The 18,916-nt window shown below is 64.0% G+C and carries 17 protein-coding genes; 7 read left to right on the top strand and 10 right to left on the bottom strand.

From position 1 onward, the window contains the following. Positions 1-101: 101 nt before the first annotated feature. On the bottom strand, positions 102-3,053 hold the full coding sequence (locus tag ACT17R_RS14495; RefSeq protein WP_444809693.1) for a TonB-dependent receptor: 2,952 nt from the start codon (positions 3,051-3,053) through the stop codon (positions 102-104). Positions 3,054-3,487: 434 nt separating this feature from the next. Between ACT17R_RS14495 and folE the strand changes: the two genes are divergently transcribed. Next, the gene (folE, locus tag ACT17R_RS14490; protein ID WP_062768919.1) at positions 3,488-4,090 is read left to right on the top strand and encodes a GTP cyclohydrolase I FolE; all 603 of its coding nucleotides are present in this window, start codon (positions 3,488-3,490) and stop codon (positions 4,088-4,090) included. A 200-nt stretch (positions 4,091-4,290) separates the two neighbouring features. On the opposite strand, the gene ACT17R_RS14485 is transcribed toward folE, so the two are convergent. Next, on the bottom strand, positions 4,291-4,908 hold the full coding sequence (locus tag ACT17R_RS14485; protein WP_058812793.1) for a 2-hydroxychromene-2-carboxylate isomerase: 618 nt from the start codon (positions 4,906-4,908) through the stop codon (positions 4,291-4,293). Beyond that, complete coding sequence (locus tag ACT17R_RS14480) at positions 4,902-5,633, bottom strand: SDR family oxidoreductase (protein WP_444809692.1); 732 nt, start codon at positions 5,631-5,633, stop codon at positions 4,902-4,904. Before ACT17R_RS14480 ends, ACT17R_RS14485 begins: the two co-directional genes overlap by 7 nt. A 112-nt stretch (positions 5,634-5,745) precedes the next feature. Between ACT17R_RS14480 and ACT17R_RS14475 the strand changes: the two genes are divergently transcribed. Beyond that, positions 5,746-6,237: a winged helix-turn-helix transcriptional regulator gene (locus ACT17R_RS14475; protein WP_444809691.1), complete on the top strand. Its 492-nt coding sequence runs from the start codon at positions 5,746-5,748 to the stop codon at positions 6,235-6,237. Between the two features lies 1 nt (position 6,238). Here ACT17R_RS14475 and clpS read toward each other — a convergent pair whose 3' ends face one another. From clpS to ACT17R_RS14460, 3 genes are all read right to left on the bottom strand, one after another. Then, positions 6,239-6,604: an ATP-dependent Clp protease adapter ClpS gene (gene clpS, locus ACT17R_RS14470; RefSeq protein ID WP_381386995.1), complete on the bottom strand. Its 366-nt coding sequence runs from the start codon at positions 6,602-6,604 to the stop codon at positions 6,239-6,241. 208 nt (positions 6,605-6,812) lie between these two features. Then, entirely contained in the window at positions 6,813-7,535 is a 723-nt protein-coding gene (locus ACT17R_RS14465; protein WP_003048931.1) for a phasin family protein, read from the bottom strand. A gap of 123 nt (positions 7,536-7,658) precedes the next feature. Beyond that, positions 7,659-9,449 (bottom strand): PHA/PHB synthase family protein, encoded by a 1,791-nt coding sequence (locus ACT17R_RS14460; protein ID WP_444809690.1) that lies wholly within the window; start codon positions 9,447-9,449, stop codon positions 7,659-7,661. 121 nt (positions 9,450-9,570) lie between these two features. Here ACT17R_RS14460 and ACT17R_RS14455 point away from each other — a divergent pair, with 121 nt between their 5' ends. Both ACT17R_RS14455 and ACT17R_RS14450 read left to right on the top strand, forming a co-directional pair. Then, on the top strand, positions 9,571-10,782 hold the full coding sequence (locus ACT17R_RS14455) for an LL-diaminopimelate aminotransferase (protein WP_058812797.1): 1,212 nt from the start codon (positions 9,571-9,573) through the stop codon (positions 10,780-10,782). 5 nt (positions 10,783-10,787) lie between these two features. Next, positions 10,788-11,237 carry a DUF2721 domain-containing protein gene (locus tag ACT17R_RS14450; protein WP_003048937.1) on the top strand — a complete coding sequence of 150 codons (450 nt, stop codon included), beginning with the start codon at positions 10,788-10,790 and terminating at the stop codon, positions 11,235-11,237. Positions 11,238-11,239: 2 nt separating this feature from the next. On the opposite strand, the gene ACT17R_RS14445 is transcribed toward ACT17R_RS14450, so the two are convergent. Continuing rightward, positions 11,240-12,811, bottom strand: a complete 1,572-nt coding sequence (locus ACT17R_RS14445; RefSeq protein ID WP_444809689.1) for an amidase — start codon at positions 12,809-12,811, stop codon at positions 11,240-11,242. A 114-nt stretch (positions 12,812-12,925) separates the two neighbouring features. Here ACT17R_RS14445 and ACT17R_RS14440 point away from each other — a divergent pair, with 114 nt between their 5' ends. After that, positions 12,926-14,239 carry a spinster family MFS transporter gene (locus tag ACT17R_RS14440; RefSeq protein ID WP_444809688.1) on the top strand — a complete coding sequence of 438 codons (1,314 nt, stop codon included), beginning with the start codon at positions 12,926-12,928 and terminating at the stop codon, positions 14,237-14,239. Here ACT17R_RS14440 and ACT17R_RS14435 read toward each other — a convergent pair. Then, complete coding sequence (locus ACT17R_RS14435; RefSeq protein WP_444809687.1) at positions 14,236-14,826, bottom strand: NADPH-dependent FMN reductase; 591 nt, start codon at positions 14,824-14,826, stop codon at positions 14,236-14,238. The two genes, ACT17R_RS14440 and ACT17R_RS14435, sit on opposite strands and share 4 nt — an antisense overlap. Positions 14,827-14,920: 94 nt before the next feature. On the opposite strand from ACT17R_RS14435, the gene ACT17R_RS14430 reads away from it, so the two are divergent. Beyond that, complete coding sequence (locus ACT17R_RS14430) at positions 14,921-15,823, top strand: haloalkane dehalogenase (protein WP_444809686.1); 903 nt, start codon at positions 14,921-14,923, stop codon at positions 15,821-15,823. Here ACT17R_RS14430 and ACT17R_RS14425 read toward each other — a convergent pair. After that, positions 15,812-16,270, bottom strand: coding sequence for an Lrp/AsnC family transcriptional regulator (locus tag ACT17R_RS14425; protein ID WP_003048946.1), 459 nt, complete (start codon positions 16,268-16,270; stop codon positions 15,812-15,814). The two genes, ACT17R_RS14430 and ACT17R_RS14425, sit on opposite strands and share 12 nt — an antisense overlap. A gap of 118 nt (positions 16,271-16,388) precedes the next feature. Between ACT17R_RS14425 and ACT17R_RS14420 the strand changes: the two genes are divergently transcribed. After that, a complete protein-coding gene (locus ACT17R_RS14420; protein ID WP_444809685.1) occupies positions 16,389-17,600 on the top strand; it encodes a methionine gamma-lyase in 1,212 nt (403 codons plus the stop codon). Positions 17,601-17,613: 13 nt separating this feature from the next. Here the strand turns inward: ACT17R_RS14420 and ACT17R_RS14415 are convergent, their stop codons facing one another. Continuing rightward, on the bottom strand, positions 17,614-18,903 hold the full coding sequence (locus ACT17R_RS14415) for an adenylosuccinate synthase (protein ID WP_003048950.1): 1,290 nt from the start codon (positions 18,901-18,903) through the stop codon (positions 17,614-17,616). Positions 18,904-18,916: the final 13 nt, after the last annotated feature.

Here is an 18,916-nt window from a genome sequence, read left to right as displayed (position 1 = left end):
GGCGCCAAGCGCCGCCGGATCGGCCATTCGGGCAAAAGAAAACCCCGGCCTCTCATGCGAGAGGCCGGGGTCTTTTTTTCAGGCGTTGCCGCCCGCCGGGTTCAGAATTTCACGCCGGCCGCGATGCCGTAGCGACGCGGTTCGAGCGTGAAGATATTGGTGTAGTTACCCGACGACTGGTCGGTCACATACAGGCCGGTCACGCTGTTCGCGTTGAACAGGTTCTGGATGAAGCCCTTGATGAACCATTTGTCGTCGGCGCCGTTGAGCTGAAGCTGGGCATTCACCTGGGCATAGCCTTTGATCTTGTTGACATTGCCGTTGAAGATGTTGCCGTAGCTGTCGCCGGTGTAGGACAGGTCGAAACGCGGGACGAGCGTCATGTCGCCACCCAGATGCACCGTGTGCTGCGCGCCGACGCTGAACTTGACGTTCGGCGCCTGCGGCAGGGCGTTGCCCTTGATGTTGACGGGGATGCCCGCCGAAAAGACCTGGATGCCCGCGGGATCGAAGTTGGTTCCCGCTGCCGAAGCATAGGCCTGGAGCGCCGCGCAAACGCTGAACGCACCGGTCGATGCGATGCCGCCGTCGGCCGGGAAGGCCGTCGTAGGCTGGAGTCCGGCGCCCGCAGCCAGACCCGGAACCGCGCCGGCATTGATCTGACTGTTGACGAAGTTGACGAAGGCATTGCTGCCTGCGGCATTGCCGGCGGTTCCCGGTGCAACAGCGCAGTTGGCCGCATTGGTGATATCTTTGATGATCACCGCGTCCGCCCGTCCGCCGCCGAAGTCGCGCGGATTGCTGAAGAAGGAGTCGCCGGCCACCTTGGTCTTCAGATAGCTGAAGCCCAGGTTGATCATCCAATCCGGATCGGGACGAACGATGCCTTCAACTTCGACGCCGTAGATATTTGCATCGACGTTGTCGTTGACCGAGGTACGGGCAACGATGCGGCTGAGCTGCAGATCCTTGTATTTGTAGTAGAAGCCGGTCACGTTGAGCTGAAGCGCGCCGTTGGCGAAGGTGTTCTTCGAACCGATTTCGAACGCGTCGACCTGTTCGGGCTTGAACGATTCCGGCACCGAGAAGATCGGCGAAAGCGGCGGGTTGATGCCGCCCGACTTGTAACCGCGCGAATAGCTCGCATAGACCAGATTGTCCGGCGTGATCTTGAAATCGAGAACCGCGCGGCCGGTTAGCTTGTTGAAGCTGACCGAACGAGTCTGGAACAGCTGGTTCCCGGCCGTGCCCGGATCGGCGTCATAGGTGACGACGAACGGCGAATCGAAAGCCGTTCCGGTCTGTCCGAACGGCGTCAGGAAGCTGGCCAGCGAGGTGCGGGCGATCACGTCCTTTTCGTCGTGGTTGTACCGCAGGCCGAGAGTCAGCTTCACCCGGTCGTTGAACTCGAAATAGGTTTCGCCGAAGATCCCGTAGGACTTGATCTTCAGATCGTCGGTATTGTTGCGGTAGAAGGGCGTCGCGAGGAACGACGGCGGCAGTCCGTTCGCGTAGGAATTGAACGCACCCAACACGCCCGACAGATAGTCGATCGGGAAGGCGTTCACATAATAGCTGTTCTCGGTCAGGTGATATTTGGCGAAAATGCCGCCGAGCAGGAAGTTGAACGGCCCGTCGAGGTCGCTCGACAGAATGCTTTCGACCGACCAGCTGCTGTTATACTGGTTCGAGCGGTCGAACTGCAGCGACTGGTCGTTGCAGAATTTATTGCCGCCATAAGAGCCGAAGCCCGTATCGTCGGCCATCGAGGTGCAGAGCTGGCCGGTGGGGCCGTTGGGGATGATGGCCGCGGCGACCGGCGCGAGATAATCCGAAAAGCCGGGAAGAACGCCGTCGAAAGCGCCGCCGGCACCCGCCTGCAACGTCGCGAGACCGCCTGCATACAGCGCACGGTTGCCGATATTGCTGTTGTAGTCCTGCATCGAGTCCAGCTTGACCCTCTGGTACTGGCCCGAAATCTGCAGCGATACGGGGCCGAAATTATGCTGGATTTCGCCCTGCAGCGTCAGTTCGCTGGTGAAATATTGCGGCGTGAACGCCGTATTCACCGTCCGCGGGTCCGACGGGATAGTCGTGTTCGCATAGACATCCGGCCCATAGAGGCTGCCGAGCGCGAAAGCGGTCGGGATGCCTTGCGTTGCCAGGAATTCCTTCGACGTCAATGCGGCGGTGAAGGTCGCGTTGCCGTTGAAAGGCGAATTGTCGAGGCGGTTGTTGAGGCAGCCGAGGATGCCGGTCGGATCGCGCTGGCAGAGCTGCTTCTGGATACGCGCGCGATTGTCCTTTTCATGGAAATAGGACGCCATCAGGTCGATGGTGGTGTCGGGCGTCGGTTCCCAGCGCAGCGAGCCGCGGACCGAGTAGAGGTCGCGGTCGTCGATGCGATTGCCGAGATAGAGGTTCTTCGTATAACCGTCGCGATTCAGATAGATGCCCGCGACGCGGATCGCGGCGGTATCGCCGAGCGGGATGTTGACCATCCCTTTGCCCTTGATCGAATTATAATTGCCATATTCGCCTTCGGCCGAGGCTTCGAACGTGTCGAGCTTGGGCTTGGCGGTAATGACGTTGACCACGCCCGATGTCGCGTTGCGGCCGAACAGCGTTCCCTGCGGGCCGCGCAGCACTTCGATGCGTTCGAGGTCGAAAAATTCCGTTTCAAAAAGGCGGGTCGAAAAGAGGGGGTCGCCGTTGAGGTGGATCGCGGTCGCGCTGTCGCAGGTCGTGCCGACGCAAAGATCGCCGATGCCGCGAATCGTAAAGCTGGCGCTGGTGAAGTTCGTCTTGGTGAAGGTGACGTTCGGCAGCGTGAGCTGAAGGTCCGACGGCGTCTTGATCTGCTGCGCTTCCAGCGCTTCGGACGAAAAGGCGCTGACGGCGATCGGAACGTCCTGCAGACGTTCGGACTGGCGCTGCGCGGTGACGACGATTTCGCCATAGGGGTCGGAGCTGGAGCCGCCGCTCTGCGCATGGGCGGGCGTTGCCACCGCCATGGCCAGGACGGACGTTCCAATCAGTGCCTTGAACTTCATCTATTCCTCCCTTTTTCGACCCCGCAATCCACGGGTTCGCCCAAATTCAATTTGTGGTCAGGGGAGGGGATTCGACCGGGCACGCCAGAAGGCGCCGGGCCGCGGGGGCCAAGCGCCAGTGAGTATCCCACCTGCCAGCGATGCTGGTCATCGTCCTCTCCCACCGGCGTCGGGGAAAACGCCGGCCTCTCCGGATTACGGTCCGCTTGAGCGAACTCTGTAATGTTTGAAAACTGCGCTGACTTTACCAAAGCGTCAAGTGGCTTGTTGGCAGGAAAATTCGAAAGGAAATTGCGGCTCTGCACAATCGGAAAAGGGTTGGATTCCGCAACGTAAAGCATCGGCGACCGAACAAAAACTTGCGTGCGCGCTCTTGCTTATCCGGGCAATCGTCCCGAAATGTGCGGCAAGAAAGCAACAGTGAAAGCGGGGATATGACGAGCAGCACGACCGAAATCGGACCCGACGGCAAGGTCGTGGTCCCCGATCATGTCGCCGCGGCGGTGCGGACGCTGATCGAATGGGCGGGCGACGATCCGGCGCGTGAGGGCCTGCTCGACACGCCCAAGCGGGTCGCGCGGGCGTGGAAGGAATATTGCAGCGGCTATGGCGAGGATCCAGCGGTCCATCTGTCGCGCACCTTCGAAGAGGTCGGCGGCTATGACGAGATCGTCCTGCTGCGCGACATCCCCTTTCAGTCGCACTGCGAGCATCATATGGCGCCGATCACCGGCAAGGCGTCGATCGCCTACCTGCCGCGCGAGCGCGTGGTCGGCATTTCCAAGCTGGCACGCGTCCTGAACGGCTATGCCCGCCGCCTGCAGGTGCAGGAACGGCTGACCGCCGAGGTCGCCAAGTGCATCTGGGACAATCTGCACCCGCATGGCGTTGCGGTGGTGATCGACGCGCAGCACGGCTGCATGACCGGCCGCGGCGTGCGTACCCCCGGCGTCGGCATGGTCACCAGCCGCGTCCTCGGCTGCTTCCTCGAAGATCAGCGCAGCCGCAAGGAAGTGCTCAGCCTGATGGGCTATTGATGCGCGTCGCGATCGTCAGCGTGATTGGGAAGGCGGCCGATTAGGACCGATTGCGGACGTTGTTGCACTTTTTCACATCGTCATTCCCGCGAAAGCGGGAACCCAGTGTGGAGTTAGCTGACGCGAGCTTTGGGTTCCCGCTTTCGCGGGAATGACGAAAGAAGGTGAGGACCGCTCCCGACCCCAAAACCGTCGTCCCGTCAGCGGAGCAGCGCTTCCTCGACTTGTCCGAGCCGGTCCTTGCCGAAGAATATCTCGTCGCCGACGAAGAAGGTCGGGATACCAAAGGCGCCGCGCGCGACCGCGGCTTCGGTGTTGGCGGCGAGCTTGGCCTTGATCGCATCCTCCTGCGTGCGCGCCAGCAGCGCGGGACCATCGAAGCCGTTTGCGGTCAGGAAGGCGGCGGCGACCGCGGGATCATCCATCTTCAGCCCGTCTTCCCACATCGCGCGGTTCACCGCATCGATATAGTCGTCGAGCACGCCTTCGTCTTCGGCGACGACCGCGCCGCGCATGATGAGCAGCGTGTTCACCGGAAAATGCGGGTTGAGCCGGAATTTGGTGAGCCCGTGGCGCGCGATGAAGCGCCGCATCTCGAGATTTTCATACGCCATCTTCGCCGGCGCGTCGGCATATTGGATCATCGGCGCCTTGTTGCCGGTGGCCTTGAAAATGCCGCCGAGCAGGCAGGGGGTGATGATCAGATCGGCGCCTGTGCGGTCGAGCAGGTCGGGTAGTATCTTCATCGCCAGATAGGCGTTCGGACTGCCGAAATCGAAGATGAATTCGAGGGACTTTCCTGCGCTCTTGCTCACCATTTTTCTCCCCAGGGGCGAAGGTCGAGTTCGTGCGTCCACGCGCTTTTCGGCTGGCGGTGGAGCATCACATAATTGGCGGCGATGGCCTGCGGGTTGAGGATCAGATCCTGCGCCTTCGCATTGTCGAAATCGGGATGACGTCCCTTGATGAAATCGGTGTCGATCGCGCCGTCGATCACGACATGCGCAACATGGACGCCCTGCGGCCCCAGTTCGCGCGCCATCGATTGCGCCAGCATTCGCAGCGCCGCCTTGGCGCCCGAGAAGGCGGCATAGCCCGATCCGCCGCGCAGGGATGCGGTGGCGCCGGTGAAGATGATCGTGCCGCGGCCGCGCGGCGCCATGCGCTTTGCCGCCTCGCGCCCCATCAGGAAGCCGCCCAGGCACGCCATTTCCCAGACCTTGGTGTAAACGCGCAGCGTCGTCTCGGCGATCGGGAAGTTGACGTTCGCGCCGATATTGAAGACCGCGACCTCGATCGGTCCGACCTCGGCCTCGACTCGGTCGAACAGGGCGATCATCGCCTCTTCGCTACGCGCGTCGCCGGGAAAGGCGCGGGCATCATGGCCGTCTTCGCGGATCGACTGCGCCAGCGCCTCGAGCGCATCGGCGTTGCGCTCCCGGCGGTTGACGCAGGCGGTGAGGCCTTCGGCGGCCAAGGCGCGGGCAATCGCGCCGCCGGTGGCGTCGCCGGCTCCGATGATGACGGCTGCGGGGTTGGGCATGCGCGACTCTCCTCTTGCAGCAGATTGTAGCTATGATAAACATAGTGACAAGAGGTTTTTGTCGGTGGGATGAGAATGCCGATGAAGAGAATGACAAGGGTATAGGGACATCATGCCCAAACGCGCTGATCTTTCGGATACATTTTGCCCGGTCGGCCGCTCGGCCGAAATCCTGGGCGACCGCGCCGTGCTGCTGATCCTGCGCGACCTATTCTTCGGGCGCCGGCGGTTCGAGGCGATCGCCGCGAACACCGGCCTCGGGCCGCAGCTCGTGTCGGCGCGGCTCAAGCTGCTGGTGCACGAGGGTGTGGTCGAGCGTCATGCCTATCAGGATCGGCCCGTTCGCCACGAATATCGGCTGACCGCGAAGGGCAAGGATCTGTTCGACGTGCTGTACGCGATGCGCAATTGGGCCGAGCGCTGGGCTTATGCGCCGGGAGAGACGGGAGGCGGACCGGCGATGCGCTATATTCACCGCGCCTGCGGCGCCGATGTCGGCACCGCGGTCGTCTGTCCGGGGTGCGGCGAAGCGCTCCATTATGGCGATTTGAAGGGCGAGCCTTCGGCGCCGCTTCAGGCCGAGCAGGCGGCGCGGAGCAGTTAGATCAGGCCTTTTCCAGCGTGCATTGCAGCGGGTGCTGGTTCTGCCGCGCGGCGTCCATCACCTGATTGACCTTGGTTTCGGCGACTTCGTAACTGAACACGCCGCACACTCCGACGCCCTGCTGGTGCACATGCAGCATCACCTGCGTCGCGCGTTCGATGTCCATGTTGAAAAAGCGCTGCAGCACCATCACGACGAATTCCATCGGCGTATAGTCGTCGTTGAGCAGCAGCACCTTGTACATCGAGGGTTTTTTGGGTTTGGCGCGCGTGCGCGTTGCAATGCCGACACCGGGGGTACCGGACACGTCTTCGTCCTTGCCCGCCATGGCGCGGACGACGTGAGGGATCGAAGCGGGAAGCATCATGGTCCGGAATATCGCATGCCGCGGCCGATGCGCAAGAGGGCGGCCGCGATGATTTTAACCTGTCGTTCGCCACGAGCGGGCCGAAGCGGGCGTCCGTGAAAACAAGAGCCGCCCGTTTCGCGAAGGAAACGAGCGGCCCTGTATGTGTCGGCGCGGGGTCGGGAGGAGGGGAGAGAGAGCCCGCGCCAACGAGGGAAGAAAAAGGCCCTTAGGCTGCCTTCATCTTCGAGCTGATGACCGACACGCGGTTCGAGATCGGCGCGAAGCTGTCGTTGGCGAGCTTCACGACCATTTCGCTGGTCTTCGAGGTCTGCGCAACGGCGGCGTCGAACGCCTTCTTGCTGTTTTCGGCATAGAGCTTGAAGAACTCGGCCGGCGACTTGACGGCGGTGTAGCCCTTCAGCGCGGCGGTGGTGTCTTCGAAGCTCTTGCGAGCGAAGGCGACGCCTTCCTGGCCGAGCGTTTCGAAACCCTTGGCCGCGATCTTGCCCGATTCAACCATGGCTTCGATGTTCGCCTTGTTGAATTCGACGGCTTCCTCGGCGAGCTTGCTGCTCTTGCTCATGGCTTCCTTCGCCTTTTCGTTGAATTCGGCGGTCATCGCTTCGGCGCGGGTCTTGGCGTCTTCGGCGAACTTCTTGACGGTGTCGTTCATGGTCTTGAATCCTTTGGAGGCGGCGGCAACCGGCTTCGGCGCGGCCTTTGCTTTGGGGGTGATGGTCTTGGCGGCCGCCTTCTTGGGGGCGACCTTCTTGGCGGCCGGCTTTGCTGCCTTCTTTTGGACCGGCTTGGCCTTGGCCTTCACGGTCTTGGTCTTTTCGGGCGCCGGAGCGGCAACCGCAGGCGCCACGGGAGTCGCAACCGGCTTGGCGGCGGTTTCCAGCGTCGCGGCTTCGAAAGCCTTTTCGGCACTATCCATCTTGGTAGCCATCGGAACAACTCCTTTATGTTGCACTGCACAATATAGGAGTGGATCGGCGATTTCAAGGATATTTTTGTGCAGCGCACAAAAATTGTCGATGAACCGCCGCAGCCGATGGATAATCCCGCGATGTTACCGCTGTTTGACGTAGCGTCCGGGCGCGTCCTCGATCGCCTTTTTCTTGCCCTTTCCGGGCACGCGCGCGCCTTTGGCGGGCGTCTTGCCGCCGTCCTGATCGGCGATCCAGCCGATCCAGTGCGGCCACCAGCTTCCCTTGGTTTCGGTCGCGCTTGCCTCGAATTCGGCGAGCGAGGCGGCGTCATTGTCACCGGTCCAATATTGATATTTGCCCGCAGCGGGCGGGTTGACGACGCCGGCGATGTGGCCCGATCCCGCGAGCAGGAAGGTCTTTGGTCCCGACAGATGGTCCATCAGCCGCCAGACGCTGGCCAGCGGGGCGATATGATCTTCGCGTCCGGCCTGGATATAGGCGGGGGTGGTGATCTTCTTGAGGTCGATCGGGGTGCCCATCACCGTCAGGCTGTTCGGAATGACCATCCGGTTGTCGCGGTAGAGGTCGACCAGATATTGCCGGTGCCATTTCGCCGGCAGGTTGGTCGTGTCGCCGTTCCAGTAGAGCAGATCGAAAGGCGGATAGTCGTTGCCGAGCAGGTAATTGCTCACGACATAATTCCAGATCAGGTCGCGGCCGCGCAGGCTGTTGAAGGTTGCGGCCATATAGCGGCCGTCGAGAAAGCCGCCGGCCGACAATTGCTGGAGCAGCGCCAGATAGCCGTCGTCGACGAACAGCTTGAGTTCGCCCGCCAGTTCGAAATCGACCTGCGCGGTGAAGAAGGTGACCGACCTGACCTTGTCGGCATCGCCCTGCGCAGCGAGCATCGCGAGCGTGGCGGCGAGCGTCGTCCCGGCGACGCAGTAGCCGATCGCGTGGACATGCGGCACGTCGAGCAGGTCGCGCACCGTGTCGATCGCATCGACCTGCGCCGCGATATAATCGTCCCACACGACATCCTTCATCGACGCGTCGGCCGATTTCCACGACACCATGAAGACGGTCAGCCCCTGTTCGACCGCCCAGCGCACAAAGCTTTTCGCGGGATTGAGATCGAGGATGTAGAAGCGGTTGATCCACGGCGGGAAGATGACGAGCGGGACGGTGAAGACGTCTTTCGTCGTCGGCTCATATTGGATGAGTTGATAGAGATCGGTTTCGTGGATCACCTTGCCCGGGGTCGTCGCGATGTTCACGCCGACCTCGAACGCATTCTTGTCCACATGGCTCAACTGTCCGCGCGCAAGGTCGGCGAGCATGTGCCGTAGCCCCTTGAGCAGGCTTTCGCCGCGCGTTTCGACCGCGCGCTTGATGACTTCGGGATTGGTGACGGCAAGGTTCGTCGGCGACAGCGCGTCGGCCATCGACTTTGCGGCAAATTCCATCTTGGCCCGCGCATCAGCGTCGAGCCCCTGAAGCTGGCGCGTGGTCTCGAGCAACTGGTCCGACAACAGGCCATAGGTCTGCCGGATCAGCGCGAAGGCGGGGTTTGCGGTCCAGTCGGGGTCGGTGAAGCGGCGATCCTTGGGCGCATCGGCCGCCGCGGAGGGCATGAAGGACGGCTGGATCGCGGCGAGCGACGACCAGAAATGCACGCCCTGTTCCCACATCTTCGCGCCCTGTTCGGCCCAAAGCTGGGTCGCCGGATTGTCGATCCATCTGGCGGGATCGAACAGCGGCCGCGCATCCTTTTCCTCGTCGGCCTGACCCAGCGCGAATTCGAGCATCATCTGCTGCGCGCGCGCCATCACGCTGGCCCAATGCTGCATATCGTGGGGGGACGGGAGAAAGGGATTCGGCGCCTCGACCGCGGCGCCGCCATTCTTGTCTTTTTCGCCCGCGTCGCTCATGCCGGTTCCCGCTGGTCAGCCTCTCGTCCGATGCGTATAACAGCCGCCGACGCGGCTGGCGAGGTGCCGATCGCGTTTCGACCGACTAAACGCTTACGAAAAGGAGTTGTTCTAGTTCCCCATGTCCGACGATGAATTCTACCGCATCAAGCGCCTGCCGCCCTATGTCATCGCCGAAGTGAATGCGATGCGAGCGGCCGCGCGTGCCGCGGGCGAGGACATTATCGACCTGGGAATGGGCAACCCCGACCTGCCGCCGCCGCAGCATGTGATCGACAAGCTGTGCGAAGTTGCGCAGAAACCCGACGCGCACGGCTATTCGCAGTCGAAGGGCATTCCGGGGCTGCGCCGGGCGCAGGCCAATTATTATGCCCGCCGCTTCAACGTCGAACTCGATCCCGAAAGCGAAGTTGTGGTGACGATGGGGTCGAAGGAAGGGCTTGCCAGCCTCGCGACCGCGATCACCGGCCCGGGCGACGTCGTGCTGGCACCGAATCCCAGCTATCCCATCCACACCTTCGGCTTCATCATCGCCGGTGCGACGATCCGCAGCGTGCCGACGACGCCGGACGAAAATTACTGGCGCGCGCTCGACCGCGCGATGGCGTTCACCGTGCCGCGTCCGTCGATCCTGGTCGTCAACTACCCGTCGAACCCGACCGCCGAAGCCGTCGACCTCGCCTTTTACGAGCGGCTCGTCGCCTGGGCGAAGGAAAACAAGGTCTGGGTCCTCAGCGACCTTGCCTATTCGGAGCTTTATTACGACGGCAATCCGACGCCCTCGATCCTGCAGGTGCCGGGCGCGAAGGATGTGGCGATCGAATTCACCTCCATGTCGAAAACCTATTCGATGGCCGGGTGGCGCATGGGTTTCGCGGTCGGCAACAAGCGGCTGATCGCGGCGATGACGCGCGTCAAATCCTATCTCGACTACGGCGCCTTCACCCCGATCCAGGCGGCGGCCTGCGCCGCGCTCAACGGGCCGCAGGACATCGTCGCGAAGAACCGCGAGCTGTACCAGAAGCGCCGCGACGTGATGGTCGAAAGCTTCGCGCGCGCCGGCTGGGATATTCCGAGCCCGCCCGCCTCGATGTTCGCCTGGGCGCCGCTGCCACCCGCGCTGAAAGAGATGGGCAGCCTCGAATTTTCCAAGCAGCTTCTGACCCATGCCAAGGTCGCGGTTGCGCCCGGCGTCGGCTATGGCGAGGATGGCGAGGGCTATGTCCGCATTGCGATGGTCGAAAACGAACAGCGCATCCGTCAGGCGGCGCGCAACGTCCGCAAATTCCTCCAGATGCATGGTGTGAACACGCCGTCGGTCGCGGCAGGATAGACGCGATGTTCGAAGGGGCGCCGACAATCGCCCAGACGATCCAATTGTCCGTCGCGCCGGTGTTCCTGCTGGTCGCGATGGGCAATTTGCTCAACGTCTTCACTGGCCGCCTCGCGCGCGTCATCGACCGGTCGCGCAAGCTGACCGAACGTCACGCGACGACGACGGGCGTCGAACATAGCCGGCTGGTCGAGGAACTGCGCGTGATCGCGCGCCGGATGCGCGTCATCAACACCGCCATCCTGTTCGCCGTATGCGGCGGGCTGGTGGTGTGCATCCTCGTGTCGCTGCTGTTCCTGCAATATGCGGCGGGCTTCCATCTCGGCGTCGCGGTATCGCTGGTCTTTGTGCTGGCGATGCTGTTCCTGCTGCTCTCGCTCGGCATGTTCCTCTACGAAGTGCGCCTCGCGACGCACGCCATATTGATCCCGACCGAATATCTCGAGCGCAACTAGCGTCAGGGCGTAACGCTGGCGCGATAGGTTGGCGCTACGCGTTTGCGGCTTGCCTGTTCATAGGCATATCCGGCCGCCAGAATATCGCCGTCGCTCCATTTGGTGCCGATGAAGGAGAGGCCGACGGGCAGCCCTTCGACCGCGCCCATCGGGACGGTGAGGTGCGGATAGCCGGCGACGGCGGGAAGCTGGCTGACGCCGGGGCCGGTATAATGGTCGCCGTTGACAAGATCGGTGGTCCAGGCGGGGCCATTGGTCACGCCAACCAGCAGGTCGGCGCCGCTTTCGCGCAGCAGCCGGTCGATGCCCTCCGGCCCCGCTAGCCGCGCCGCCTTGGCCTTGGCGTCACGATAGGGCTCGCTGTCGAGGCCGCCCTTGCTTTCGGCAAGTTCGAACAGCGACTGGTCGAACCAGCGCATCTCGGCGGGCGTCGCCTTGTTGAAGGCGATCAGGTCGGCGAGCGAGCGCGGCGCGCCCTTCCCGGGTAGCCCGGCCAGATAGGCGGCCATGTCGGCCTTGAGTTCGGTCATCAATATCTCGAACTCGGCATCGCCCAGGCCGTCGAGGCCGCTACGGCTATCCTTGATCTCGACGATCGTCGCACCGGCGGCGCGCATCGTGTCGAGCGCGGCATCGAACAGCGCGCCGATGTCGGCGCGGCCGCCGATGCGATCGCGCAGCACGCCAATCGTCTTGCCGCGCAGTGCGTCCGGCGACAGCGCGGCGGCAAAGTCACGGCGGTGCGCGTCGGCCTCTGCCGTGGCCGGATCGGTGGGATCGCTGCCCGCCAGCACCGACAACAGCGTGGCCGCGTCGCGCACCGTCAACGTCATCGGTCCCGCCGTATCCTGACTGTGGCTGATCGGGACGACAAAACTGCGGCTTACCAGGCCGACGGTCGGTTTGAAGCCGACCACGCCGTTCATGCCTGAAGGGCAGGTGATCGATCCGTCGGTCTCGGTCCCGATCGTCAGCGGCGCAAGGCTGGCCGCCGTCGCTGCACCGCTACCCGCCGACGAGCCGCATGTGTTGCGGTCGAGCGCGTGCGGATTGCGCGTCAGCCCGCCGACGGCGCTCCAGCCGCTGGTCGCGTCGTTCGAGCGGATATTGGCCCATTCGCTGAGGTTGGTCTTGCCCAGGATCACCGCGCCGCCTTCGCGCAGCCGCGCGACCAGCGGCGCATCGCGGCCGGTGATATTGCCTTTCAGGGCCAGCGAACCGGCGGTCGTCGCAACCGGCCCCGCCGCCTCGATATTGTCCTTCAGCAGCACCGGAATCCCGTGGAGAGGGCCGCGCACATGCCCCGCCTTGCGCTCCTGATCGAGCCGATAGGCCTCGCTCATCGCGCCGGGAAACACCGCGATCACCGCGTTGAGTGTCGGGCCCGCCTTATCGATATTCCGGATGCGCTCCAGATAGGCGGCGGTGATGACCTCGCTGCTCGTTTCGCCCGCGGTCATCTCCGCCTGCAGAGTCGCGGCATCCTTGCCGGCGACATCGGGAAGCGGCGGCGGCATGGCGGCGGCGGGGACGGAGGCGAGCAGAGCGGCTGTCAGCAGCGAAATTTTTTGCATGGCGCGAATGCTGGCAGCCGTAACGGCAATTGCAAGTGCCATTTTACGCTGTGCCGCCCCGGCGTTGACAGGGTGCGGCCGGGTCTGCACCTTCGCCCCCATCGGGAGAGAAAAATGTCGGAAAAGCCAGCTCTTGCCCTTGGTGCAGGGTCGCAAGCATCAACCAGCGTCGCCGCGAAAACGCGCACGATGCTGTGGGTGCTCTTGATCGTCTATATCCTCAATTTCCTCGATCGGCAGATCGTCAACATATTGGCCGAGCCGATCGCACGCGATCTCAAGCTGTCCGATTCCGACATCGGCCTGATGACGGGATTGGCCTTCGCGCTCTTTTACACCTTCCTGGGTTTGCCGATCGCGCGTTATGCGGACCGTCCCTCAACCAATCGCGTCGGGCTGATTTCGGTGTCGCTGGCGATCTGGTCGGGGATGACCGTGCTGTGCGGCATGGCGCAGAATTTCGTCCAATTGCTGCTTGCCCGCATCGGCGTCGGCGTGGGCGAGGCCGGGTGCACACCCGCGGCACACTCGCTCATCACCGATGCCGTCGAACCCGCCAAACGATCGTCCGCCATTGCCTTTTACGGGCTCGGGATTCCGATCGGCAGCCTCCTCGGTCTGATCGTCGGCGGCATCGTCAACGATCTCTGGGGCTGGCGTGTCGCCTTCATGGTCGTCGGCGTGCCGGGATTGCTGCTTGCCTTCATGGTCCCGATGTTCATCAAGGAGGTTCGCGCACGCGGCGCCGATACTCCTGTGACGACGGGCGCGAGCGGCGCCCTGTCGATCGGGCAGGCGCTGCGTGAAGTGTTCAGCACCCGGGCCTTCGTCTACATCGCGATCGCGGCGTCCTTCACCGCCTTCCTGGGTTATGGCAAAGGCGTCTGGGCGCTGATCCTGTTTCAGCGATCGCACGGGCTGAGCGCGGGCGAAACCGGACTGTTGCTGGGCGTAGCGCTGGGCATCGCGGGTATTTTGGGAACCTGGCTCGGCGGCTATTTCGCCGACCGGTTCGGCAAGACCGACCGTCGGCACATGCTCACCACGCCGGCGATCGGCATGGCGGTCGCGGCGCCGATCCTGTTTCTGGGCTACGCCGTCACCGAATGGCACGTCGCGATCGCGTTGCTGTTCGTGCCGACCGTGCTCAACGCCGCTTATTACGGCCCGACCTTTGCCTGCGTCCACGGGCTGGTGCAGCCGGAGGCGCGCGCGATGGCCAGCGCGGTGATGCTGTTCCTGCAGAATCTGATCGGCCTCGGACTTGGGCCGCTCCTTTTCGGCATGGCGTCGGAAGAGCTCAAGCCCACCCTCGGCACCGAAAGCGTCCGCTATGTCCTTTATGGGGCGGCGTGGCTCGGGCTGATCCCGGCCTTCTTCTTCTGGCGCGCCAGCCTGCGGCTCGGGAAGGAGCTCAAATCGGGTTAGAAGGGCGGCGGCGCTTGTTCGCGCTGCGCCTTCGCGGCGTCGGTCCACCAGGCAAGGTCGTCGGCGAAGCGCGGAAAGGCCCGTGCCAGCCGCTCGCCGTCCTCGCCCGCAGGCCCGCCGTCGGCATCGAAAGCACCGCCGATGCGCGCGAGGCTGAGCGGGGTCGCGGTGACCACCATGCCCATCGCGCCAAGCGTCGTGCGCCACGCGGTCGCGGCGCGGATGCCGGCGAAGGGGCCAGCCGAATAAGAGGCGATGGCGGCGGGGCGCCACGCAAATTGGGGAAGATAATGGTCGACCAGATTCTTGAGGCCCGGTTGCAGCCCGCCATTATATTCGCCGGTCACGAAGACGAAGCCGTCCGCCGCGGCGATCCGGTCGGCGAGCGCGTCCATCGCGGCGGGGGCCCCGCCCGCTGCGAAATCGCTGTGCCGCCGGTCGAGCATCGGCAGGTCCACCGCCATCGCATCGACCAGTTCGGCGTGGTCGCCGCGCGCAGCAAGAGAATCGATGATCCAGCGGGCAAGCTTGATGCCCTGCCGATCGCGGCGATAGCTTCCGTAGAAGACCAGGATAGTGCGGCTCATCGGCCGACCGTGCCACGCCGCGCCGCCGAACGAAAGCGCGTCTTGCGCCGCACCGCGCGGCAATTCTAGAGTGATCGGGACCAAGGGGGGGATTATGCGGGTTTATCGTACACCGGACGAATGTTTTGCGGGCCTGACCGACTGGCCTTTCGCGCCGCGATATGCCGAGATCGCGGGCGGCCTGCGCGTCCATTATGTCAACGAGGGCGCCGCCGATGCACAGCCGGTGCTGATGCTGCACGGCGAGCCGACGTGGAGCTATCTCTACCGCCACATGATCGGCCCCGCGGTGCGCGCGGGCTTCCGGGCTGTTGCGCCCGACCTCATCGGCTTCGGTCGCTCCGACAAGCCGCTCGACCGGTCGGCGTACAGCTATGCGCAGCAGGTCGCGTGGATGCGCGCCTGGATCGAGACGCTCGACCTTCGGAACATGATCCTCGTCTGCCAGGATTGGGGTTCGCTGATCGGGCTGCGTCTCGTTGCCGAAATGCCCGAACGGTTCGCGGGTGTCGCACTGTCGAACGGCGGACTGCCCGAGGGGCAGGCGGCGCCGCGTGCCTTTGCGATATGGCGCGCCTTTTCGCGCTACAGCCCGCTGTTCCCGATCGGCCGGATCGTCAAGGCGGGAACGAAGCGCCCGCTCAGCGCCGAAGAAATCGCGGCCTATGACGCACCCTTTCCGACGCGCGCGTCGAAGGTCGCGGCGCGCATCTATCCGTCGTTCGTGCCGCTGGGCGACAATGTCGCGGTGCCCGATCAGAAGCGCGCATGGGCCGCGCTCGAACGCTTCGACAAGCCCTTCCTCTGCTGCTTTTCGGACGGCGACCCGATCACGCGCGGCGGCGATGCCCTGTTCCTCGGCCGCGTGCCTGGAACCGCCGGCATGCCGCACCGCACGCTGAAAGGCGGGCATTTCATCCAGGAGGATGACCCGGCGGGCTTCGTTTCTGCAATCGAAGCCGTCGCCGCGGCGGGGCGCGGGGCGTCAGCCGGGTAGCGGCAACACGCGGCTCTGCTTGACGACGCCGTAGGCGAGGCTGGTGTCGATCGACGCGATGCCGTCGATTGCGTGCAGCCGTTCGCGCACGAAGCGTTCGTAGCCGTCGAGGTCGGGTGCGACGACACGCAACAGATAGTCGATATCGCCCGTCATCAGGAAGCAGTCGAGAATATCGTCGATAGCGCCGATCGCCCGCTCGAACGCCTGCACGGTCGCCTGATCATGCTTGCTCAGCCGGATGCCGACGAAGACGGTGATCGGATAGCCCATCGCCTTTTGATCGACGAGCGCGGCATAGCCGGTGATCACGCCGCGCTCTTCGAGCAGACGAACCCGGCGCAGACAGGGCGACGGCGACAGGTTCACCGCCGCGGCCAGATCCTGATTGCTCAGCCGGCCGTCGTGCATCAAGGCGCGGACGATCTGGTGATCCTTGCGATCCATGGGGCAGTCCTTGGCAGAATATTCCAATATTCGTTCTGCTAGTGGCATATATTGGAAGCACCTGCCACCGGCCATTTGATACAAGCGGCGCTCGTTCACCGCAGGAGTCGCGCCCGTCATGTCGTCCTTTCCGCTTTCGGGTTTTGCGACCCGCGCCATTCATGCCGGCTATGACGCAAAGGCCAATGACGGCGCGCTGGTGCCGCCGCTGCATCTGTCGTCGACCTTCGTGTTCGAAACCGCCGAGGCGGGCGCCGAGATTTTCGCGGGCGAGCGCGAAGGATATTTCTACAGCCGCATCGCCAATCCGACGGTCGACCTGCTCGAACGGCGCATGGCCGCGCTCGAAGGCGCGGAAGCCGCTGTCGCGACGGCGTCGGGCATGGGCGCGATAACGGCGGTTTTCTGGTCCTTTCTGAAGCCCGGCGACGAAATTATCGTCGATCAGACGCTGTACGGATGCACCTTCGCCTTCATGCGCCACGGCCTTGCGCGCTTTGGCGTCCGCGTCACCCATGTCGATCTGACCGATCCGGCCAATCTCGAAGCCTGCATCTCCGCCGCGACGAAGATCGTCTATTTCGAAACCCCCGCCAATCCGAACATGCGGCTGGTCGATATCGCCGCGGTGTCGGCGATCGCGCGCGACCATGGCGCGCGCACCGTCGTCGACAACACCTATGCGACCCCGGTGCTGACGCAGCCGATCACGCTCGGCGCGGATATCGTGGTGCATTCGGCGACCAAATATCTGGGCGGGCATGGCGATCTGGTCGGCGGCATCGCGCTCGGCACCGGCGCCGATATGCAGCAGGTGCGTCTGGTCGGGGTCAAGGACATGACCGGCGCGGTGATGGCGCCCTTCAACGCCATGCTGGTGCTGCGCGGGCTGAAGACGCTGAAGCTGCGCATGGCGGAACATTGCCGGTCGGCCGCCGCGATTGCGACGACGCTGAACGATCATCCCGCGGTCGCCGCGGTCCATTATCCGGGGCTGGCATGTTTCCCCCAGCATGATCTGGCGCGGCGGCAGATGCCGGGGTTCGGGGGCATGATCGCATTCGAACTGAAGGGCGGCTATGCCGCGGGCGTGGCGATGATGAACCGGCTGACGCTTGTCCAGCGCGCGGTGTCGCTCGGCGATGCCGAAAGCCTGATCCAGCATCCGGCGAGCATGACCCATTCGACCTACACTGCAGAAGAACGGCGCGCGCACGGCATCGCCGACGGGCTCGTGCGGCTGTCGGTGGGACTCGAGGAGGCCGACGAAATCGCCGCCGATCTGACGCAGGCGCTCGATGCAGAGGTCAGGGCGTCCGTCGACGCCTGATCGCTTCGCGGGGTCAGTCGCTGAACGGATCGCGGATCAGGATCGTGTCCTCGCGCTCGGGGCTCGTCGACACGAGCGCGATGGGGGTTTCGATCAGTTCCTGAACGCGCTGGATATATTTGATCGCCTGCGCCGGCAGGTCGGCATAGCTGCGCGCCCCTGCGGTCGATTCGCTCCAGCCGTCCATTTCCTCGTAGATCGGTTCGACCTCGGCCTGATCGGCGGCGTGCGCCGGGAAATAGTCGAGGATCTTGCCGCGCAAACGATAACCGGTGCAGATGCGCACCTTGTCGAAGCCGTCGAGCACGTCGAGCTTGGTCAGCGCGATGCCGGTGACGCCCGACACCGCGCAGCTCTGACGCACCAGCACCGCGTCGAACCAGCCGCAGCGGCGCTTGCGTCCGGTGACGGTGCCGAATTCATGCCCGCGTTCGCCGAGTCGCTGGCCCGTTTCGTCCTCGAGTTCGGTGGGGAAGGGGCCGCTGCCGACGCGCGTCGTATAGGCCTTGGCGATACCGAGCACGAAGCCGACCGCCGACGGGCCGAGGCCAGAGCCGCTGGCGGCGGTGCCGCTGACCGTGTTCGAGCTGGTGACGAAGGGATAGGTGCCGTGATCGACGTCGAGCAGCACGCCCTGTGCGCCTTCGAACAGGATGCGTGCGCCCGCCTTGCGGACCTTCTTCAGCCGCTTCCACACCGGCTGGGCATATTCGAGCACGAAATCCGCAATCTCGGCGAGGTCGGCCTTCAGTCGCTCGCGATCGATCGGCGGCTCGCCGAAGCCGGCACGCAGCGCGTCGTGATGCGCGGTCAGGCGGTCGATCTGCGGATCGAGCTTGTCGAGATGCGCAAGGTCGCACACGCGCAGCGCGCGGCGGCCGACCTTGTCCTCATAAGCCGGGCCGATGCCGCGACCCGTCGTGCCGATCTTGCCCGCGCCCGCGGCGGTTTCGCGCAAGCCGTCGAGGTCGCGGTGAAAGGGCAGGATCAGCGCGCAATTGTCGGCGATCGCGAAATTCTCTGCGTTGATCTCGACGCCCTGGCCGCGCAGCTTGGCAATTTCGTCTTTCAGCGCCCAGGGATCGAGCACGACGCCGTTGCCGATGATCGACAGCGTGCCGGTGACGATGCCCGACGGAAGCAGCGACAGCTTGTAGACCTGTTCGCCGACGACCAGCGTGTGACCGGCGTTATGGCCGCCCTGAAAGCGGACGACCGCATCGGCGCGGCTGGCGAGCCAGTCGACGATCTTGCCCTTGCCCTCGTCGCCCCACTGCGACCCGATGACGGTAACATTTGCCATGACGCTGTCCTGC

It is taken from the genome of Sphingopyxis sp. Q841, from assembly GCF_052384365.1.
Classification (GTDB): domain Bacteria; phylum Pseudomonadota; class Alphaproteobacteria; order Sphingomonadales; family Sphingomonadaceae; genus Sphingopyxis; species Sphingopyxis terrae_A.
Note: the sequence above shows the minus strand (reverse complement) of the source record. Positions and strands in the feature narration are given on the sequence as shown.

What these genes read in the sequence shown, in the direction of transcription:
- clpS (WP_381386995.1), bottom strand. Translation starts at nt 6,604, where the DNA reads ATGATGCTTCCCGCTTCGATCCCTCACGTCGTCCGCGCCATGGCGGGC.
- ACT17R_RS14430 (WP_444809686.1), top strand. Translation starts at nt 14,921, where the DNA reads ATGCGGGTTTATCGTACACCGGACGAATGTTTTGCGGGCCTGACCGAC.
- ACT17R_RS14495 (WP_444809693.1), bottom strand. Translation starts at nt 3,053, where the DNA reads ATGAAGTTCAAGGCACTGATTGGAACGTCCGTCCTGGCCATGGCGGTG.
- ACT17R_RS14445 (WP_444809689.1), bottom strand. Translation starts at nt 12,811, where the DNA reads ATGCAAAAAATTTCGCTGCTGACAGCCGCTCTGCTCGCCTCCGTCCCC.
- ACT17R_RS14475 (WP_444809691.1), top strand. Translation starts at nt 5,746, where the DNA reads ATGCCCAAACGCGCTGATCTTTCGGATACATTTTGCCCGGTCGGCCGC.
- ACT17R_RS14460 (WP_444809690.1), bottom strand. Translation starts at nt 9,449, where the DNA reads ATGAGCGACGCGGGCGAAAAAGACAAGAATGGCGGCGCCGCGGTCGAG.
- ACT17R_RS14455 (WP_058812797.1), top strand. Translation starts at nt 9,571, where the DNA reads ATGTCCGACGATGAATTCTACCGCATCAAGCGCCTGCCGCCCTATGTC.
- ACT17R_RS14485 (WP_058812793.1), bottom strand. Translation starts at nt 4,908, where the DNA reads ATGGTGAGCAAGAGCGCAGGAAAGTCCCTCGAATTCATCTTCGATTTC.
- ACT17R_RS14420 (WP_444809685.1), top strand. Translation starts at nt 16,389, where the DNA reads ATGTCGTCCTTTCCGCTTTCGGGTTTTGCGACCCGCGCCATTCATGCC.
- ACT17R_RS14465 (WP_003048931.1), bottom strand. Translation starts at nt 7,535, where the DNA reads ATGGCTACCAAGATGGATAGTGCCGAAAAGGCTTTCGAAGCCGCGACG.
- ACT17R_RS14440 (WP_444809688.1), top strand. Translation starts at nt 12,926, where the DNA reads ATGTCGGAAAAGCCAGCTCTTGCCCTTGGTGCAGGGTCGCAAGCATCA.
- folE (WP_062768919.1), top strand. Translation starts at nt 3,488, where the DNA reads ATGACGAGCAGCACGACCGAAATCGGACCCGACGGCAAGGTCGTGGTC.
- ACT17R_RS14415 (WP_003048950.1), bottom strand. Translation starts at nt 18,903, where the DNA reads ATGGCAAATGTTACCGTCATCGGGTCGCAGTGGGGCGACGAGGGCAAG.
- ACT17R_RS14480 (WP_444809692.1), bottom strand. Translation starts at nt 5,633, where the DNA reads ATGCCCAACCCCGCAGCCGTCATCATCGGAGCCGGCGACGCCACCGGC.
- ACT17R_RS14450 (WP_003048937.1), top strand. Translation starts at nt 10,788, where the DNA reads ATGTTCGAAGGGGCGCCGACAATCGCCCAGACGATCCAATTGTCCGTC.
- ACT17R_RS14435 (WP_444809687.1), bottom strand. Translation starts at nt 14,826, where the DNA reads ATGAGCCGCACTATCCTGGTCTTCTACGGAAGCTATCGCCGCGATCGG.
- ACT17R_RS14425 (WP_003048946.1), bottom strand. Translation starts at nt 16,270, where the DNA reads ATGGATCGCAAGGATCACCAGATCGTCCGCGCCTTGATGCACGACGGC.